The organism is Lacinutrix sp. C3R15, from assembly GCF_018860825.1.
Lineage (GTDB): Bacteria > Bacteroidota > Bacteroidia > Flavobacteriales > Flavobacteriaceae > Oceanihabitans.
On sequence record NZ_JAHKPZ010000012.1, the window covers coordinates 499,381 to 516,731 of the forward strand.

The 17,351-nt window shown below is 30.0% G+C and carries 17 protein-coding genes and 1 pseudogene; 10 read left to right on the plus strand and 8 right to left on the minus strand.

Annotated elements, in window-relative coordinates; genetic code table 11:
• Positions 1-98 precede the first annotated feature (98 nt).
• From KO494_RS05180 to KO494_RS05205, 7 genes and pseudogenes are all read left to right on the plus strand, one after another.
• Positions 99-545 carry a FixH family protein gene (locus KO494_RS05180; RefSeq protein WP_215966537.1) on the plus strand — a complete coding sequence of 149 codons (447 nt, stop codon included), beginning with the start codon at positions 99-101 and terminating at the stop codon, positions 543-545.
• Positions 546-635: 90 nt separating this feature from the next.
• A complete protein-coding gene (locus KO494_RS05185) occupies positions 636-1,337 on the plus strand; it encodes a sulfite exporter TauE/SafE family protein (RefSeq protein ID WP_215966538.1) in 702 nt (233 codons plus the stop codon).
• A gap of 59 nt (positions 1,338-1,396) precedes the next feature.
• Positions 1,397-2,824, plus strand: coding sequence for an aspartate aminotransferase family protein (locus tag KO494_RS05190; RefSeq protein WP_215966539.1), 1,428 nt, complete (start codon positions 1,397-1,399; stop codon positions 2,822-2,824).
• Positions 2,825-2,913: 89 nt separating this feature from the next.
• Complete coding sequence (locus KO494_RS05195; RefSeq protein ID WP_215966540.1) at positions 2,914-3,333, plus strand: CBS domain-containing protein; 420 nt, start codon at positions 2,914-2,916, stop codon at positions 3,331-3,333.
• Positions 3,334-3,518: 185 nt separating this feature from the next.
• Positions 3,519-3,953 carry an Rrf2 family transcriptional regulator gene (locus KO494_RS05200; protein ID WP_215966541.1) on the plus strand — a complete coding sequence of 145 codons (435 nt, stop codon included), beginning with the start codon at positions 3,519-3,521 and terminating at the stop codon, positions 3,951-3,953.
• Positions 3,954-4,053: 100 nt separating this feature from the next.
• Positions 4,054-4,179 (plus strand): annotated as a pseudogene (locus KO494_RS16100) (iron-sulfur cluster repair di-iron protein); the annotation flags it as partial.
• A 114-nt stretch (positions 4,180-4,293) separates the two neighbouring features.
• A complete protein-coding gene (locus tag KO494_RS05205) occupies positions 4,294-5,115 on the plus strand; it encodes a universal stress protein (RefSeq protein WP_215966542.1) in 822 nt (273 codons plus the stop codon).
• Between the two features lie 139 nt (positions 5,116-5,254).
• Here the strand turns inward: KO494_RS05205 and KO494_RS05210 are convergent, their stop codons facing one another.
• The 4 genes from KO494_RS05210 to hemN all read right to left on the minus strand — a co-directional run bounded on the left by KO494_RS05210 (position 5,255) and on the right by hemN (position 9,664).
• Complete coding sequence (locus KO494_RS05210) at positions 5,255-6,754, minus strand: VCBS repeat-containing protein (RefSeq protein WP_215966543.1); 1,500 nt, start codon at positions 6,752-6,754, stop codon at positions 5,255-5,257.
• Positions 6,755-6,816: 62 nt separating this feature from the next.
• A complete protein-coding gene (locus KO494_RS05215) occupies positions 6,817-7,317 on the minus strand; it encodes a cytochrome c (RefSeq protein WP_215966544.1) in 501 nt (166 codons plus the stop codon).
• 135 nt (positions 7,318-7,452) lie between these two features.
• On the minus strand, positions 7,453-8,286 hold the full coding sequence (locus KO494_RS05220) for a universal stress protein (protein WP_215966545.1): 834 nt from the start codon (positions 8,284-8,286) through the stop codon (positions 7,453-7,455).
• Between the two features lie 13 nt (positions 8,287-8,299).
• On the minus strand, positions 8,300-9,664 hold the full coding sequence (gene hemN, locus KO494_RS05225) for an oxygen-independent coproporphyrinogen III oxidase (protein ID WP_215966546.1): 1,365 nt from the start codon (positions 9,662-9,664) through the stop codon (positions 8,300-8,302).
• A 153-nt stretch (positions 9,665-9,817) separates the two neighbouring features.
• Here hemN and KO494_RS05230 point away from each other — a divergent pair, with 153 nt between their 5' ends.
• Entirely contained in the window at positions 9,818-10,447 is a 630-nt protein-coding gene (locus KO494_RS05230) for a YceI family protein (protein WP_215966547.1), read from the plus strand.
• 356 nt (positions 10,448-10,803) lie between these two features.
• On the opposite strand, the gene KO494_RS05235 is transcribed toward KO494_RS05230, so the two are convergent.
• Complete coding sequence (locus KO494_RS05235) at positions 10,804-11,427, minus strand: LysE family translocator (protein ID WP_215966548.1); 624 nt, start codon at positions 11,425-11,427, stop codon at positions 10,804-10,806.
• Positions 11,428-11,535: 108 nt separating this feature from the next.
• Here KO494_RS05235 and KO494_RS05240 point away from each other — a divergent pair, with 108 nt between their 5' ends.
• Positions 11,536-12,423, plus strand: a complete 888-nt coding sequence (locus KO494_RS05240; RefSeq protein ID WP_215966549.1) for a LysR substrate-binding domain-containing protein — start codon at positions 11,536-11,538, stop codon at positions 12,421-12,423.
• Between the two features lie 65 nt (positions 12,424-12,488).
• Here the strand turns inward: KO494_RS05240 and KO494_RS05245 are convergent, their stop codons facing one another.
• Positions 12,489-14,720, minus strand: a complete 2,232-nt coding sequence (locus tag KO494_RS05245) for a TonB-dependent receptor domain-containing protein (RefSeq protein WP_215966550.1) — start codon at positions 14,718-14,720, stop codon at positions 12,489-12,491.
• A gap of 211 nt (positions 14,721-14,931) precedes the next feature.
• Here KO494_RS05245 and KO494_RS05250 point away from each other — a divergent pair, with 211 nt between their 5' ends.
• Positions 14,932-16,107, plus strand: coding sequence for an LETM1-related biofilm-associated protein (locus KO494_RS05250; RefSeq protein ID WP_215966551.1), 1,176 nt, complete (start codon positions 14,932-14,934; stop codon positions 16,105-16,107).
• A gap of 2 nt (positions 16,108-16,109) precedes the next feature.
• On the opposite strand, the gene KO494_RS05255 is transcribed toward KO494_RS05250, so the two are convergent.
• Positions 16,110-16,865: a LytTR family DNA-binding domain-containing protein gene (locus KO494_RS05255; protein ID WP_215966552.1), complete on the minus strand. Its 756-nt coding sequence runs from the start codon at positions 16,863-16,865 to the stop codon at positions 16,110-16,112.
• 142 nt (positions 16,866-17,007) lie between these two features.
• On the minus strand, positions 17,008-17,349 hold the full coding sequence (locus KO494_RS05260) for a 2TM domain-containing protein (protein WP_215966553.1): 342 nt from the start codon (positions 17,347-17,349) through the stop codon (positions 17,008-17,010).
• Between the last annotated feature and the right edge of the window lie 2 nt (positions 17,350-17,351).

Sequence of the window (17,351 nt, forward strand, 5' to 3'; positions counted from 1 at the left end):
AAATTTGTAAAGTAAAAACCCTTGTAATATTTAAATTTCTTGCATTCAAGAAGAATACTAATTAAAAAGAGAGCGCCACTTTTGTGGAAAGAAAAAAGATGAAAATAAATTGGGGAACAGGAATCGTTATTGCATTTATCGTTTTTATTAGCTTTATCATGTACTTTATTATTACTATGATGACTAATAATAAATATGACCATGATTTAGTAGTTGAAGATTATTATAAACAAGAACTACAGTTTCAAAAAGACATAGATAAAGAAACCAATGCTAAAACCTTAGTAGAAAACATAACGTATAAAAAAACAGAAGAAGGTTTAGTAATTATATTTCCTGAGAACCTTTCAATTAATAACATAACAGGAAAAGTGTTCCTATATAGACCATCTAATAAACAATTTGATTTTGAAATGCCTATTTCTCTATCAAACCATAATTTGCTCATACCTGACAAACGTTTGTTAGATGGTCGCTGGAACATTAATGTTGATTGGCAATATAACGGAAAAAACTATCTCTACAAAAAGGAAATTAGCTATTAAATGGTACAATTACCTCTAACCAACTTAAGAGGTCTTTATAATACATGGTCTTAACTATACTAGACCAAACAAAATTTAAACGGTTACTACATGCTTTGGTCTGCACTCATATTTGGATTACTAGGAAGTTTTCACTGCGTTGGTATGTGTGGTCCTATTGCCTTTATGTTACCTGTAGACAGGAGTAACTCCTTAAAAAAAGTTTTTCAAATTACCAGTTATCATATTGGCAGATTATTAGCCTACGCACTTATTGGCTTATTCTTTGGTCTGGTAGGAAAAAGTCTATACATTTTTGGCTTACAGCAACAACTCTCTATAATAATTGGTATTTTAATGATTGTAGTAGTTTTAATTCCTGTAAAAATCTTTAACAAATACAATTTTTCAAAACCACTCTATAAAACTATTTCTAAAGTAAAGTCCTCCTTAGGTAAAGCTTTAAAAAAGAAAACTGCAGACACCTTTTTAACCATTGGTTTTTTAAATGGCTTTTTACCTTGTGGCTTAGTATATATGGCTGTTTTTGCATCATTAGCAATGCAAAATGCATGGCAATCTAGTTTATATATGGTCTTATTTGGTTTAGGTACCATACCATTAATGACATCAGCTATTTACTTAGGTAAATTTTTAAATTCTAAAATGAAGCAACGAATTCAAAAAGCGATTCCTATTTTTGTGGTCATTATAGGATTATTATTTATACTTCGTGGATTAGGATTAGGTATTCCTTACCTCTCTCCTGCTCCAATTATTGAAACTGCATCTAGTGCCATAGAGTGTCACTAAACTACTGCTTCTTTTTTAAATAATACTTCCTATAGCTATTAAAACTAAAAAAGCTAAAAATGGACAATTCGCATAAACTGCAATTAAGTAAAGAAGAAATGAGAGAATATGGTTATCAAGTTATTGATACCATTGTAGCACATTTTGATACCGAAAACACAAAAAAACCAGTAGCACTAGCTTCAAGAGAAGAAATGGATTTGCTTTTTAAAATGGAAGCACCAGAAGAAGCTACTAACTATAAAGAAGTATTAGACTTTGTTACAGAAAAAGTGCTACCTAATAGTAATATAGTAACGCATCCAAAATCATATTCTTTTGTTCCTGGACCTAGTAATTATGTTAGTGTTATGGCAGACACGTTAGCTACAGGATTTAATGTTTTTTCTGGTGGTTGGGCAGCATCACCTGCAGCAGCAGAACTAGAAATTGTAACCATGAACTGGTTATTAAAGCTATTTAAATTTCCTACAAAAAAAGGAGGAGGAATTTTCACTAGTGGAGGCTCTATGGCAAACCTTACCGCATTGGTAACTGCACGTAGACAGCGTTGTGGCGATGATTTTTCTAAAGCCATTATATACCTATCAGACCAAGCACACTCTTCTAATATTAAAGCTATTCGCGTTTTAGGATTTAAAAAAGAACAAGTACGTATTATACCTACAGACATAGAGTTTAAAATGGCTATTAACAAACTTAAAAATGCCATTGCAAAAGACAGGTTAGAAGGCTTACAACCCTTTTGTATCATCGCTTCTGCAGGAACTACAAATACAGGAACTGTAGACCCTTTAACCGAAATTGCTAAAATTTGTAAAACCGAAAAACTTTGGTTTCATATTGATGGTGCTTATGGTGGAGCTGCAATCTTATCTAAAAAAGGAAACCAATTATTAAAAGGAATTGAAAAAGCAGATTCACTTACTATAGATCCACATAAATGGTTATTTCAGCCTTATGAAATGGGTTGCTTATTAGTAAGAAATCATAAATGGTTAAGCCAAACTTTTAGTGAAAAACCAGAGTATTTAAGAGATATTGAAGGTAATACCTCTGAAATTAATTTTTATGATCACGGTATTCAATTAACACGACGTTTTAGAGCTTTAAAATTTTATATGTCCATGAAAACCTTTGGGCTTTCTGCATTTAAAAAAGCTATTTCCTATTCTATAAATTTAGCAGAAGAAACAGAAGCTTATTTACGTAAAAGTGCTAATTGGGAAGTAATTTCTCCTGCTACACTTGCGGTAATAAACTTTAGATATAACCCTATTGGCACCAAATACACTGAAAAACAACTAGATGCCATCAACCAAAAAATATCTAAAAAAATGGTAGACTCCAGAGAAGCATTATTAGTAACCACCATTTTGCAAAACCAGGTAGTTTTAAGAATGTGTTTAATAAACCCAAGAACTACTATTTTAGATATTAAAGACACCTTAAAAACCTGTGAATCTTTTGCTAAAGAAATTGTGTAACTTTTAGATTAATACTGTAAGCTGACATTTATCATATTTAATTTTAAGGTTTTAAGCTACCTTACAGTAAGAATTTAAAACCAACAATTATGAAAAAAAGAACACCTGTTTCAGCTATTATGACAAAAGATGTGATTACTCTTAATCACTCAGACGATTTAGAAGTAGCCGAAAAATTATTTAAAAAAAATAATATTCGTCATATACCAGTAGTAAGTGGAGAAAAAATTATTGGTATCCTTAGTTATACCGATTTATTACGAATTAGTTTTGCAGACGCTATAGATGAAGACGAAAAAGAAGTAGACACTGTGGTATATAACATGTTTACTATTGAGCAGGTAATGGCAAAAAATATAACACATGTTAGTTCTGATACAACGATAAAAGAAGTTGCAGAAATACTAGCTAAAAAAGAATTTCATGCCTTACCAGTTGTAGATAATAATACTTTAGTTGGTATTGTTACTACTACAGATTTAATAAATTATTTAATTGAGCAATTTTAAATCAAAACATATTATAATTGCTTAAAAGTAAACTATATTGCCACTTTAAATACAGTTGAAAAATTTTTATTATTTTATAGTTTTCAACTGTGTTTTTAATGGTTATATAATTTTACATCTTAATTAAGATAAGTTTATCCTAATTAAAACAAAGCCCTATTTTTGTAAAAGAGTAAAAAAGTAATATGTTTTCAAAAGCTTGTGAGTATGGTATAAGACCCTCTATTTTTATAGCGAAAAATTCGCGCGAAGGCAGACGTGTTTCACCTAAAGAGATATCTGCAGAAATAAATTCGCCACAAGCATTTACTGCAAAAATTTTACAAGCACTTGTAAGAAATCAAATAATAAATTCTGTAAAAGGAGCTTATGGTGGATTTGAAATTAATAAAGATGAAATTGCCTCTATTAAACTTTCACAAATAGTAGAAGCTATTGATGGTAAAAAAATATACAGTGGTTGTGGTTTAGGTCTAGAAAAATGTAATGAAAACCATCCTTGTCCTCTACATGATAAATTTAAGTTAATTAGAAACGAACTAAAAACCATGCTAGAAAACACTAACCTTGAAGAACTTGCCTTAGATATTAAAACAGGAATGACATTTTTAAAGACATAAAAAAAATGCTACTGTAATGGAAACCGAAGTATAGAAGGATTAGAAACCGTTATACTTTCTAAAACAGGTCAAAATATAGATTAAATTTTGATCTCTAGATGTATCAAAATATATTATAAAAAAGCACCATAGATATGTAGAAGAAAAAATACCTGCACTTCGTCAGTATTTAAATAATCTTTGTCGTGTTCATGGCAATCATCATCTAGAGTTTTTTAAAATAAACCCTAGAGCATCACATATAAATGTTATAAGGTTTATTTTTTTATATAACTAACTGATTTATATCATATAATGATATGTGTATTTTATATAACTTTAAAGTTAAATTGTTAATACCATGAAAAACATACTCCTTCTAACAGATTTTTCTGATAATGCTAAAAACGCAATACATTATGCGTTGCATTTATTTAAAAACGAAAAATGCATATTTCATTTAATGCATGTACATAAAATAGGAAGTTTCACCTCAGATGATTTAATGCAAGCACCCAAAGAAAGTGTATTTGATTCTATAACAAAAGAACCTAGGGAAAACCTGAATAATCTAAAAGAAGAACTGCAAGAAAACTTTCCTAATAAAAAGCATAAGTTTGAAACTCATATTGATTTTGATGTATTTATAGATGCCATTAAACAAGCAATAAAAAAGAATAAAATAGATTATTTAGTAATGGGTACCAATGGTGCTTCAGGAACAAAAGAAGTAATTTTAGGCAGTAATACAGTACATGTAATTAGAAAGATAAACTGCAAAACATTAATTATTCCAGAAAACCACGAATTTACTCCAATTAAAGAATTGTTATTACCATTAGACCCTAAAGATGCTATAGATGGAAAACAATTTATAGACTTAATAGATTTTATAGAAATTTTTAAATTACATCTGCATGCTTTAAGAGTTAATCCGAATAATGAAAACACAGATATTGAAAGTCAAGATATAGAAAACTTAGCCCTTCTTGACTGTAAATATCATGTAGTAAATAATGTACCAATGGATTTTGCTTTATCTAGCTATATGCAAACAAATACTATTGATTTTCTGTCTTTATTTGTTAAAAATGAAGGCTTTTTAGATCATTTTTTTTCTAAAGCAAACACTAAGATTAATATTTCTAAAGTTAGCAAACCCATACTAATACTGCACCCATAAGGGTATGTTTTTAACAAAACTAAAAGGCAAATAATTATATAGCAATACGCTTCTGGTTTTTCAAATAAAGGGAATATAAACTTTATAGTAAGCTATCTATAGATAACTATAATAAGTAAATAAGATTGATTAATAAATTTTAGTATAAAATACCATTTCCATCCCCTATCCATTTTAAATTATTCACATGGTCAGATTCAAGGTATACATCTGCATTGCCGTCATTATTTAAGTCTTGAACATGCAACCAAGGATACCAGTTTGCTCCCGTGTTATTACTAATAGAAGTATTGGTAATATCAGAAAAATTAGTGTTCCCTTCATTTTCTACAACTTGTAAGTAATAGTTTTGGTAAAAGTTATTAGAATCTACACGGTTTAAAATTAAATCCCGATCACCATCATTATCTATGTCTATGGCATCAATATCTACAACAATATTAAAACCACTTACTTCTGGAATAGTACTGCTTAAATCCTTATAGTATTTACCAGAACTATTTCCCAACAAAATTAAGGTATCTGCTCCTTCGTGTTCATGACCCGCTAATAACAGATCGATGTAACCGTCTGAATTAATATCAATAAACTCTGATGTGTAATATCGTGTATCTTGATGAAACTCAGAATCAATATATTGTGTTGTTGTTGTAAAGTTTCCAAAACCATCATTAATTAAAAACAAGGACTCTTCTGTACTAGGTACTCCTACAATAAATATGTCTATATCCCCATCGTTATCAAAATCTGCCGAGGAGCCTCCGTGGTAGAAACCAGAAATATTGGTTAACTTTTCATAATTAAAACCATTTCCATTATTTAAAAGTAGTACAGGGGATTCACCAGGAAACGGGTAGGCATCATATCCGGTGGCTATAATAAAGGCATCTATAAGGTTATCGCCATTATAATCTCCTGTTAATATTTTTCTAGGGTGCTGCAATCCTTCATAACCACTAGGAAGTATATTAGGCATTTCTGTAAAACTAGAACAGGAATAATTAGAGCAAGAACCTCCACATTCACAATAATTGGCATTAACCCCATTACCGTCTCCTAGAAACAATGTTATAGGGGAATATTCAAAAGTTTGGAATAGACCGCTAGCGATAAGCACATCGGTATTACCGTCATTATTAAAATCTGCATAGGCAGTAAAATGAAACCTATCAAAATCTTGTGTTAGCTGTGCTGCATCTACATACACATTAGAACTTTGAATTGTATAAGAACTGCCATTTTCAATGTTCTCATTTGGGCTTATTGCTAATCCTTCATCTTTTGTTAGTATTAAAGAATAATTCCTGCTAGTTCCGTTTGCTGCGGTAACCAAAATATTAAAAGGGCTATTGGCAATGTTAAAAGTTTGCTCGACACTTATATTAGTAGTTGCGTTTTGTGATATTTCAAAATATTTTACAGTTACCTGCTGGGCTAAAAAAGGAAATTCTGTGTTGTTAGAAACAGTAGCATTGGAGATGCTTGTGTCATAATCGGTGTCCTCATATTCTAAAATAAGATGAAGCAATGCATTATTTCCTGATAATGTTTCTTCGAGAGATTGTGTTGTATCATTATCACTACATGAAAAAAACATAACAACTAAACTCACAACAAAGATTAATTTTAAATTTTTCATATTAGGCTATTTTTACTACATCTCATTTCTGCTTACAAGTAGTTTCATGCTCTACTATACTACTATAGCGTTCTAAAATATTCTAAAACTGCTCTAGCATCTTCTTTTGATAAGTTTTGATTTGCCATTGGTGAGCCATTAAACTCCATTAATAATTCTTTTGCTAATGGATCTTCTTTTACCATTTGTTCTGGGTTTAAAATCATATTCATTACCCATTCTGGTGTACGACGCTCTAAAATTCCTTTTGGTGCCGGACCAATAAATTTTTTATCTATTCTATGGCAAGCAGTACACATTTTTTTGTACACTTCTGCTCCCTGTAAAGCCTTTTTTTGATCTACCTCAGCACCTAATGTCACAGCTGAAATTGGACCAACACCTTTGTTTTCTAAATCTATTTTTTTTGAAGCAGGAATTTTTTCAGCCTCTGGTGTTGTCTTTTGTTCTGTAGTTACTTTCTTTTGATAGGTAAAGCCTTCTTTTTCCTTCTCTTCTTTACCTGCACAGCCAATAAAAAAAGCAAGCAAACACAGCAAACTTATTTTTCTTATAATCTTCATTTTCAACAATTTACACATACAATATACAAATTTTTGAACAAAAAATAACCATACTGTGTGTAAAACAAAAAAAGCTGGATAGTATCCAGCTTTTTTCACTTTAAAATTAACTAATTAACAAAAGGTAAAGGAATATTATATTTTAAATGTCATCACTGGTAAAGTAGAATGATTTGCTATATCTTCAGAAACACTACCTTCAAAAAAGTGAGCTAATCCTGTTCTACCATGTGTTGCAACAGCAACTAAATCTGCTCCAATAATATTAGAATAGTTTAAAATACCTTTTTCTATACTATAATCACTTATATAAGCAACGTTTTTCATTTTATCTATATTACCATCTGCAGCTTTTAAAAAGTCTGCTACTCTTTTTTCCATTTCAGCAGAACTTTTAAAACGATTATCTGGAAGATTTACATACACTAAATGCATTTTAGCATCTAAACCATTAAACATTTTAGTAGCATTTAAGTATGGTTTTATAGCATCTTGAGAAAAATCTGAAGCAAAAACAACATTTTCAAAATCGGTTAATATTGGGTTTTCTTTTATAACTAAAACAGGAATATTAGAGTGTCTTACTACTTTTTCTGTATTAGAGCCTATTAATGCTTCTTTAAAACCACTTGCTCCCTGAGAACCCATGATAATTAAATCTGCATTATGTTCTTTTGCTACTTCATTAACTTCACTAAAAACTTTAAAATGCTTAACTATTGGCGTTATTTTAAGATCTTTTAAATAGTCTTTATTTAAAAACTCTGTAAACTTTTTTTCTGCTAGTTTTATATAAAAAACAGACTCTGCTTGTTGTACGTTTTCTGTATTAGATATAATAGCGTTAGAAAGTTCTAGCATATGTAGTGCTAATATTTCTGCATCATATTTTTTAGCAAATACAGCTGCTGTTTCTAATGCATATTCTGAATGTTCAGAGAAATCTATTGGTACAATAATTTTTTTCATGGTTATTTGGTTTTTAAATGGTCATTGAAAATAGTTGAGCTTCTGGTTTATTACGTTGTAAAAGTAAATCAAAAGCCATACAAATATTTCTTACAAAGGGTTTTCCTTTATCTGTTATTATTATTTTATTAGACAAGATTTCAACTAAGTCATCTTGTTCCATTTCTTTTAGTTTTATTAAAACATCAGGTATTTCTTTAAAATACTCTTCTGGTTGTTCCCAGGATGTTTCTAATTGACACATCAAATTTAAAATATGTTTTCTAATAATTAAATCTTCAGTGCTTAAGATGTGCCCTCGATACACAGGAATTATTTCTTCTTCTATTAAATGATAATATGCTTCTAATCCCTTTACATTTTGAGCAAAACCATACCAGCTATCACTTATAGAAGAGACACCAAGTCCAATCATTACTTTGGTTTTAGAAGCTGTATAACCCATAAAGTTTCTATGCAGTTGCTTATTGGTGGTTGCTTGATATAATGTGTCTGTTTGTAATGCAAAATGATCCATACCAATTTCTACATAACCAGCTTGATGTAGCATTTTTTTACCAAGTTCATATTGGTTTCTTTTACTTTCTGCTGTTGGTAAATCACTGTCTTTATAGCCACGTTGCCCATTTCCTTTAATCCAAGGTACATGTGCATAACTATAAAAAGCAATTCTGTCTGGTTTTAATAATTTGGTTTTGTTAATGGTTTCTGTAACATGTGCTTCGGTTTGAAAAGGTAAACCAAAAATAATATCATGACTTATTGAGGTGTAACCAATTTCACGAGCCGTTTCTGTTACACGCTTTACGTTTTCAAAAGGTTGTATTCTATGTATTGCTTTCTGTACGGTTTCATTATAATCTTGTACACCAAAGCTTACACGTTTAAATCCTAAATTATAAAGTGTTTGTAAATGTGCTGTAGTTGTATTGTTTGGATGCCCTTCAAAGCTAAACTCATAATTTTCTGCAAGAGTCGCTTTATTTACAATTCCTTTAATTAATCGTGTTAAATTTTCAGGAGTAAAAAAAGTAGGAGTTCCGCCACCTAAATGCAATTCTTTAATATTTGGTTTATTTTCTAATACATTACAGTATAAGTGCCATTCTTTTAAAACAGCTGTTATATAAGGTGACTCTACTTCATGTCTTTTAGTTATGCGTTTATTACAGCCACAAAAAGTACATAAGCTTTCACAAAATGGCAAATGAATATAGAGGCTAATACCTTCTGCTTCATTACTTTCTTGAAATGCTTGTAGTAAAGATGTTTTCCATTTTTTTAATGAAAACGTATCATTATTCCAATACGGAACCGTAGGATAACTCGTATAACGAGGTCCTGCTACATTATATTTATTAACTAGTGAATTTGCCATACCTAAAAAATTCTTCAACAAAACTACAGTACTAATTATTTAAAAAATATGACATATATCATAAATAGAAAAATAGTACAATTAAGAATTTAACTTGTTCTTGCTAGTACGCTTTTATCTGCTTAACTTTACTGAAACTTTTAAAACAAAATCATGAAAATAACTAATTTTTTTACACTATTAGTAGTTACTTCACTACTGTTTACTTCATGTAAAGAAGAAAAAAAAGAAATTGAAACCACAATTACAGAAAGTGCTACACCTGCTAAGACCTTTATAATTAAACCGGAAGGAACATCTGTAACTTGGACGGCATACAAAACAACAGACAAAGTGGCTGTTGGAGGAGAATTTACAACGCTAAATTTTGATAACAAAAAAGGAGCATCTGCTGAAGAAGCTTTAAATGGTTTACATTTTTCTATTCCTGTAAGTAGTTTATTTACTAAAGATGATACTAGAGATGCTAAATTAAAAGCCTCTTTCTTTGGTGCTATGTTAGACACCGAGTTAATTAGTGGAACTATTAATTATACAGACAACAAATACGTAGCTTCTATTACTATGAATGGAACAACTAACAACTTACCTTTAGAAGTTAGCATTACAGATGAAAGACGTGTTACTATGAAAGGTAAAATGGATATTAAAGACTGGAATGCTTTAGATGCTTTAGCTAGTTTAAACAAAGTATGTTTTGATTTGCATAAAGGAGCTGATGGCGTTAGTAAAACCTGGGAAGATGTAGATATTGTAGTGACTACTTATTTACGTGACAAATAATTTCTTACATTAACATTATATTTATAATTTAATAGAATAACAAAAGCCATCAATAATAAGATGGCTTTTGTGTTTTAGTAACTAAAGTTAGCAAATAAGTCACAGATAGAAAATCTGTGAGGACTTTTGTAAGCAAGCTAGAAACTAGTAATTAATTTTATACGATGTTGTATGCCGTTTTTCTTTTCTTTAAGTCCATTCTTTCGTGCAATATTATTGTTATCTCAACATAATTTTCATTCAAAGTTCTGTAAAATATTATAAGTCGATTTGCCTTAACTCCAAGAAGTTGCTTTGATATTTCGTCGTAGTTTTTTCCAAAATCAGGATTTTCTACAATTTCTAATTACTACAATTTAAGAAAGCACCATTTGTATTGCTATTAAAATAAAAGCAATTCCGCTTATTTTATTAATCCAAACGCCTGCTGTTGGATTGTTCTTAATTTTTTCAGAAAAAATACTTGCAAATAAACTTAGGCTCATGTACCAAATAACTCCTATTATGGCAAAAGTAACACCTAATAAAATAAAAGGAATTGGGTTTTGAATTTGACTTGGAAGAATAAACTGTGGGAAAAATGCCAAAAAGAATAATGCAACTTTAGGATTTAATGAATTTGTAAAAAAACCAGACCAAAAATCATTTTTAGATTTTTTTTGTGTCTTAACCAAACTATCTTCCATTAAAAAATCATTCTTTTTTATAAGTTTAAAAACGCCTAAATAAATTAAATAAGCTGCTCCTACAAATTGAATTATACTAAATGCTAATGCTGACTTAGCAATAAAAACAGACAAGCCTACTGCCGCAAAAAAAGTATGGGTTAACACGCCTGTATTAATACCTAACGTAGCATAAACACCAGATTTTTTACCTTGATTTATCGATTTATTTAAAACAAATAAGGTATCTATTCCTGGAGTCATAACAAAAAACAAAGCCGTTACTAAAAACGTGATAAAATTTTGAATTCCCATAATCTGCTTTTTTTATTTCATATTTAAAACAACAGGACAAAGAAATAGTTTTCACACCTTTAATAAAATACATATTTTAGCTTAAGTAATGCAAAAAACGCATTAATAATGACGACACAACAGATAAAATACTTTTTAACGCTTGCTAATGAGCTTCATTTCTGGAAAACTGCAGAAAAGCTATTTATTGCACAATCTTCTTTAACAAGACATATTCAATCTCTAGAAGATGAAATAGGAATACAACTTTTTGAAAGAGATAAAAGAAATGTAAAGCTTACAGATGCAGGGAAATTTTTACAAGAAAAATGGACTAACAGTATCAAGGATTTAGAACATATACAAGAACAAGCAAAAAAAATAGACCAAGGGACTTCTGGCACTGTTTCTATATCTTATCCTGGTTCTATTGCTTTTAGTTATTTGCCTAAATTTTTAAGTATTTTAAACACAAATATGCCCGATTTAAAATTAGAATTAATGGAGCCTACAGATGAAAATCACGAAAAGTTACTGCTAGATTATAAAACAGATATTGCTTTTAATAGAGATGAAATAAAAAATGCGCACATAAACTCTTTAAAGATAAGCTCTGAACCTATTTGCTTAGTAGTACCCAATAACCATTGGCTAAATAATGAAACAATAAAAAACCTAAGAGCATTAAAAAACGAAAAGTTTATTATATCAGGTTTGCATCAAAACACTTTTTTTGCAACTCTTTTAAGAAACTTGTTTAACAAGCATGATATGGAACCTAAAACAGTTATTGAATCTGATTTTGGTGGTATGATTTTAAATCTAGTTTCTAAAGAACTAGGGATTTCTATTCTACCATATTCCTTTAAATTTGCCAATACGCAAAATGTAAAATTTATAGAATTAGAAGAACAAATAAATCTATATGTCAATTGGCGAAAACAAGAACCTAACAAGACTATAAAACACGTATTAGAATATGCCAATAGCATTAAAACAAACTACAGTAAGTCATAATTTTAAACAAAAAAAACGCTAGTTTATTACAAAACTTAGCGTTTTCTTACCAATAAAAAAACTTATTAAAAACTGTAGCTTATACTTCCTTTTATAAAAAATGGCGTACCAGGAGTAAAGTGAATTTCTTCTACAGATTGTGCTTCATTTTGTAATCTAGATTCTGTTGCAAATTGTGTTTCATTCCAATCTACATCAAAAATATTTTCAATTACCACACCTAAATTCAGGTTTTTAGATAGTTTATAGTTTGCATTAAAATCGGTAACAAAATACCCTTCGGCAACTATAGAATTATCTTCATTTGCAGGTCTGTCATCAATAAAACGATATCTAACTCCTCCAGAAAAACCTTTTATGTCTTTAACTGACAATCCTCCTGCCATGGTAAAATCTGGTGCTAATGGAATATAATCTTGTCCATCAGGTTCTTCTACACTTCTTGCATGTGTAAATGTAGCGTCTGTATCAAAATACAACCAATCATTAAGCTGATAACGCAATCCTAAATCTAATCCGTAGCGTTCGCTTTCTCCACTAGGTTCTACAATTCCTGCATCACCTACATACACAAATTCTTGTTCTGAAAACAAATACCATAAAGCAGAATTCACTACTAATTTAGAAAATGGTTTCCATACATTACCTACATCTACACCATACGCTCGTGGTAAAATATCTTCCCCACTTTGCGCTACCACTACTCTAGTATCATTAGAGTGAAAACCGATTCCTGATTTTACAAATAGTTGTAAATTATCTTTGGCATTATAGAAAAAATTTAGTTTCGGACTAACAATCATTTTAGTTTCCGATTGTGTATTTAAACTAGGTTGTAATTGATCGTTATATAAAAACTTAAAATAGTCTAAACGTAATGCTGGATTAATTGTAAATTTTCCTAGTTCTACCTCAGCAGACACAAAAGCATCCAAATTGGTTTGATTAATGTCACCTAGCTGCACATTTTCAATTACAGTAGTTTTATTTAAGGTTTTTGATAATTCTACATCATTTACTATATCGTGTCTTAAACCTATTCCTGAAGTTACTGCTACAGGTACGTTTCCTAAAAATAAATCTTTGGTAATTTCTGTATTTACACCAAAAATATGTCTGTCTTCTTTTTGTTTTATTTGGTCTCCATTTATTGGATCTTCTAAAAAGAAGGTGAAATTAGAGTACAACTCAAAAGCATAATGCGAATAAAAAGCATTTGTTTTAAGCGTGGTATTATCTGATATGTATTTATTATACACTACATTAAAGTTGGTACGTTGTGTATTACCACCTTCTGTATCATCAATAGCACCAAAACGTGAAATATTACCATTATCTACTTCTCTTTGTGGTATTTGCCCAGAAGCATCCCAACGGCTGGTAAAATGTGAAGCAGTTAATGAAATTTTATTATTATCTGGTGTATGGATAATATATTTACCAAAAAGATTTAACCGGTTAAAGTTTTGTGGCGATTCAAAAGGTCCGTCTGATGCTATATACTCTGCTGCCAGGTATGCATTTTGATCTAACTTGTCTTCTAACAAGTTAAACATAGCCAAAGTTTTTAAGGTGTTAAATTGTCCTGCAGATAGTTTAATAGTACTTTCTTTAAGGTAATCTTTAGTTGCAAAGTTTACATAACCTGCGGTATTAAAATCGCCTTGTTTTGCATAATATGGTCCTTTTCCAAAATCTATTTCGTTTATCGTTTCTGGAATTACAAAGTGCAAATCACTATATCCTTGACCATGCGCATGCGATACCATATTTACAGGCATTCCGTCAACAACTATAGAAATATCTGTACCATGATCTATATCAAAACCTCTTAAAAAAAGTTGTTCTGCTTTACCTCCTCCTGCATGCTGACCAATAATTAATCCTGGAACTTTTCTTAATATTTCTTGTGATGAATTTACTGGTGTTGTTGCCAGATCTATTTTTGTAATGGTATTAACAGGATGTAATTGTTCTGTAATTACAAGCTCTTCTAGCATTAGTGTTTTACTCTCTAATGCCACTTCTAAACCTTGTTCTATATGTTGTTTATCAATAACTATTGTTTGCTTTTTAAAACCTAACAAACCTAAATTTAAGGTATCACCAACCTTGTTGTTTAATAATATAAAAGTTCCATTTGGTAAAGAGTGCGCATGCGAATTAGTGCTTGTATTAAAGATATACACATTCTCTAATGGTTGCTTAAACGTATCGGTTATTTTTCCTTTAATATTTTGAGCGAGTATACTTGAAAAAGAAAAAAGTAGTACTAGAATGGTTATTATGTTTCTCATTAATCTGTAGTTTTTTTTGCGAAAATATTAAATATTTCTTAGTTCCTACTTCTGCAAAGAACCAAGTTTAAAAATACTTTCTAGTAATTCTTTTTTAAGTTTTTACTCTCACACGTACCTACGTAAAAAAAGAAAAGTCGGTTTTAAAAAAATTTAAATATTTTTTGTTTCGCAGAAAAAATTATCTTTACAACAACTAAACAGGATTACCATGAATCCATCGGCAAGTGGCTGGATAAGCAAACTACTAAATACGATAAAAACCAATGATGCTATGGAGCAAACCGCTACTAGTGCATTTTATTTAGCGTTAAGAGAAAGTGGATTTATTTATGGAAACAACGTTGCTATTGTTCAAAATTTATTTGATAAAAAAGATTTTTCAAACGAAGAAATTTGTAAAGTAAATCTATTATTAGCCTTTCATTTTTCATATAAAAAACTAGATGGTGCTGAGAATTTTACCGATAGTGTTATTGATTTTTACACTAAAATTGAAGAGTATAAAACTTCCTATTTTAGTGAATTATTAGGAGAAAAGAAATCTAACGGTTTATTAGAAAAAATAATTCATAAACGTGTATTAATAGATAACAACCTCATCTCAAAAAGCTTTAATTACTTTATTACAAACGCCTTACTGTATATAGATGTACTTGCCTATAAACACTTTTTAAAAACAAAAACAATTACCACCAGTTATATAAAAAATTTAGAAGCTTCTATAGAAACTATTGTTTTAGGTGTATTAAGCGCTAAAGAAGCTAAAAGTGAATATGACACCAGTTTAATTAGGCTGTTTGAGCAATCTTTACGTTATCAAAAAAAGCACAATATTACATACAACGAAGCCATATCTTTTATTAATAGTGAGCTTGAAACGCAATATATATTAGATATAGCTTGTATGGCTACCTGGACAGATGCCGATATTGACAATAAAGAACATGATTTTTTAAACCAATTAGGTGCAGATTTACAGTTAGAGCAAACAACTATTAACGAGGCCAAAGCTTCTATTTCGTTGTTTTACAACACTTATAAAGAACAAATAGTTTTACTTGGTTCTAAAAATATTGTAAAAACATTTTACGATAATTCTAGCAATATGGTAATTAAGCTTATTTCTAGAAATAGCAAGCGTTTACTTAAAGAGCTTACCCAAAGTAAGGAACTCATGTTACTTATTTCTCAATCTACTATTAGAGATTTAAGTGATGAAGAACAAAAAAAAGTACAAGGACAATTATTAGATATTTTTAAATCTATACCTAGCCTGGCTATTTTTATGCTTCCTGGTGGCGCCTTATTACTTCCTATAGTTATAAAGTTTATTCCAAAACTACTACCTAGTGCTTTTGATGATAATAGAATTGAAGAAGATTAAACCTACTCTAACCACGCTTTAAAGTCTTTTACACGTTCACGCGCTACAATTACATCTTGATCTTTAAACGAATTTAATTTTATTTGTAACCGTGAATTGGTGTAGCTTACCATATCTTTTATGGCATTAATATTTACAAAGAATTTTCTGTTAATTCTGAAGAATTGCTGTGGTTCTAATTCTTCTGTTAATTGTTCAAGAGTAGTATCTAACAAATAGTTTCTCCCTTCTGAAGTATGTATGTAAGTGCCTTTATTTTCGCTATAAAAACACTCAATATCATCAATATTAATAAGTTTTAAATGCTGTCCTACTTTTACTGAAAACCTTTTTTTGTATTCTCTTTCAATAGGATTAACCAGTAGTTTTTTAATATCGTTAAAATCTAAAGTGACATTTTGTTTTTGAGGAACACGAGATTTGTATTTATTTACCGCCTTTTCTAAATCTTCATCATCAATAGGTTTTAATAAATAATCTATACTGTTTAGTTTAAAAGCTTGCAAGGCATATTCATCATAAGCTGTAGTAAAAATAACAGCAGATTGTATATCTATTGCTTCAAAAATTTCAAAAGACAAACCATCACTTAGTTGAATATCTAAAAAAATAAGATCTGGATGTGAATTATTTTGAAACCAAGCTATAGATTCTTCTACCGAATGTAGCATGGTTTCTGCTTTTAAACCTAAAGTATTTAACATACGTTGTAAACGTCTTGCTGATGGTTTTTCGTCTTCTATAATTATTGTTGTCATGCTTGAATTTGCGTTAGCGATTGAAACGTTATCCTTTTTTTGTTATAATTTCTGCTTTTGGCAGGAAGGATAACAAAAAAAGATTTAAGTGTAAAGCGCGACCCTTTGAAGCTTTTTAGCGAAAAGGGTAACGCCCAAAAAATTATTCCCAGTTTTGTTTTTCTTCTTTCTCTAAAATCTCGTTTATTTTTTTATTCTCCCAATCTTTTCCTAAAAATACATTTTTACCAAAAACGCCTAAGAAATGAAAGAACAAGCCTATTCCCCAATAAAACACGGTTGAAAACACATTAAATGTCCAAAAATTTTCACTGTCTACATGTAGGCTAATCATATATAAAATAACAATATTTATTACTATGTAAGAAAGTAAGTGCCAGTAAAAGCCTTTTATTTGCCCTACACGTTTTTTTGCCTTATCATACGCTTCTTGCTCGCTATAGGCCTTTTGGTTGTAGGTTTCTTTTGTGTATTTATTATTCATGA

What these genes read in the sequence shown, in the direction of transcription:
- KO494_RS05190 (WP_215966539.1), top strand. Translation starts at nt 1,397, where the DNA reads ATGGACAATTCGCATAAACTGCAATTAAGTAAAGAAGAAATGAGAGAA.
- KO494_RS05230 (WP_215966547.1), top strand. Translation starts at nt 9,818, where the DNA reads ATGAAAATAACTAATTTTTTTACACTATTAGTAGTTACTTCACTACTG.
- KO494_RS05200 (WP_215966541.1), top strand. Translation starts at nt 3,519, where the DNA reads ATGTTTTCAAAAGCTTGTGAGTATGGTATAAGACCCTCTATTTTTATA.
- KO494_RS05260 (WP_215966553.1), bottom strand. Translation starts at nt 17,349, where the DNA reads ATGAATAATAAATACACAAAAGAAACCTACAACCAAAAGGCCTATAGC.
- KO494_RS05240 (WP_215966549.1), top strand. Translation starts at nt 11,536, where the DNA reads ATGACGACACAACAGATAAAATACTTTTTAACGCTTGCTAATGAGCTT.
- KO494_RS05255 (WP_215966552.1), bottom strand. Translation starts at nt 16,865, where the DNA reads ATGACAACAATAATTATAGAAGACGAAAAACCATCAGCAAGACGTTTA.
- KO494_RS05195 (WP_215966540.1), top strand. Translation starts at nt 2,914, where the DNA reads ATGAAAAAAAGAACACCTGTTTCAGCTATTATGACAAAAGATGTGATT.
- KO494_RS05245 (WP_215966550.1), bottom strand. Translation starts at nt 14,720, where the DNA reads ATGAGAAACATAATAACCATTCTAGTACTACTTTTTTCTTTTTCAAGT.
- KO494_RS05235 (WP_215966548.1), bottom strand. Translation starts at nt 11,427, where the DNA reads ATGGGAATTCAAAATTTTATCACGTTTTTAGTAACGGCTTTGTTTTTT.
- KO494_RS05220 (WP_215966545.1), bottom strand. Translation starts at nt 8,286, where the DNA reads ATGAAAAAAATTATTGTACCAATAGATTTCTCTGAACATTCAGAATAT.
- KO494_RS05185 (WP_215966538.1), top strand. Translation starts at nt 636, where the DNA reads ATGCTTTGGTCTGCACTCATATTTGGATTACTAGGAAGTTTTCACTGC.
- KO494_RS05210 (WP_215966543.1), bottom strand. Translation starts at nt 6,754, where the DNA reads ATGAAAAATTTAAAATTAATCTTTGTTGTGAGTTTAGTTGTTATGTTT.
- KO494_RS05205 (WP_215966542.1), top strand. Translation starts at nt 4,294, where the DNA reads ATGAAAAACATACTCCTTCTAACAGATTTTTCTGATAATGCTAAAAAC.
- hemN (WP_215966546.1), bottom strand. Translation starts at nt 9,664, where the DNA reads ATGGCAAATTCACTAGTTAATAAATATAATGTAGCAGGACCTCGTTAT.
- KO494_RS05215 (WP_215966544.1), bottom strand. Translation starts at nt 7,317, where the DNA reads ATGAAGATTATAAGAAAAATAAGTTTGCTGTGTTTGCTTGCTTTTTTT.
- KO494_RS05180 (WP_215966537.1), top strand. Translation starts at nt 99, where the DNA reads ATGAAAATAAATTGGGGAACAGGAATCGTTATTGCATTTATCGTTTTT.
- KO494_RS05250 (WP_215966551.1), top strand. Translation starts at nt 14,932, where the DNA reads ATGAATCCATCGGCAAGTGGCTGGATAAGCAAACTACTAAATACGATA.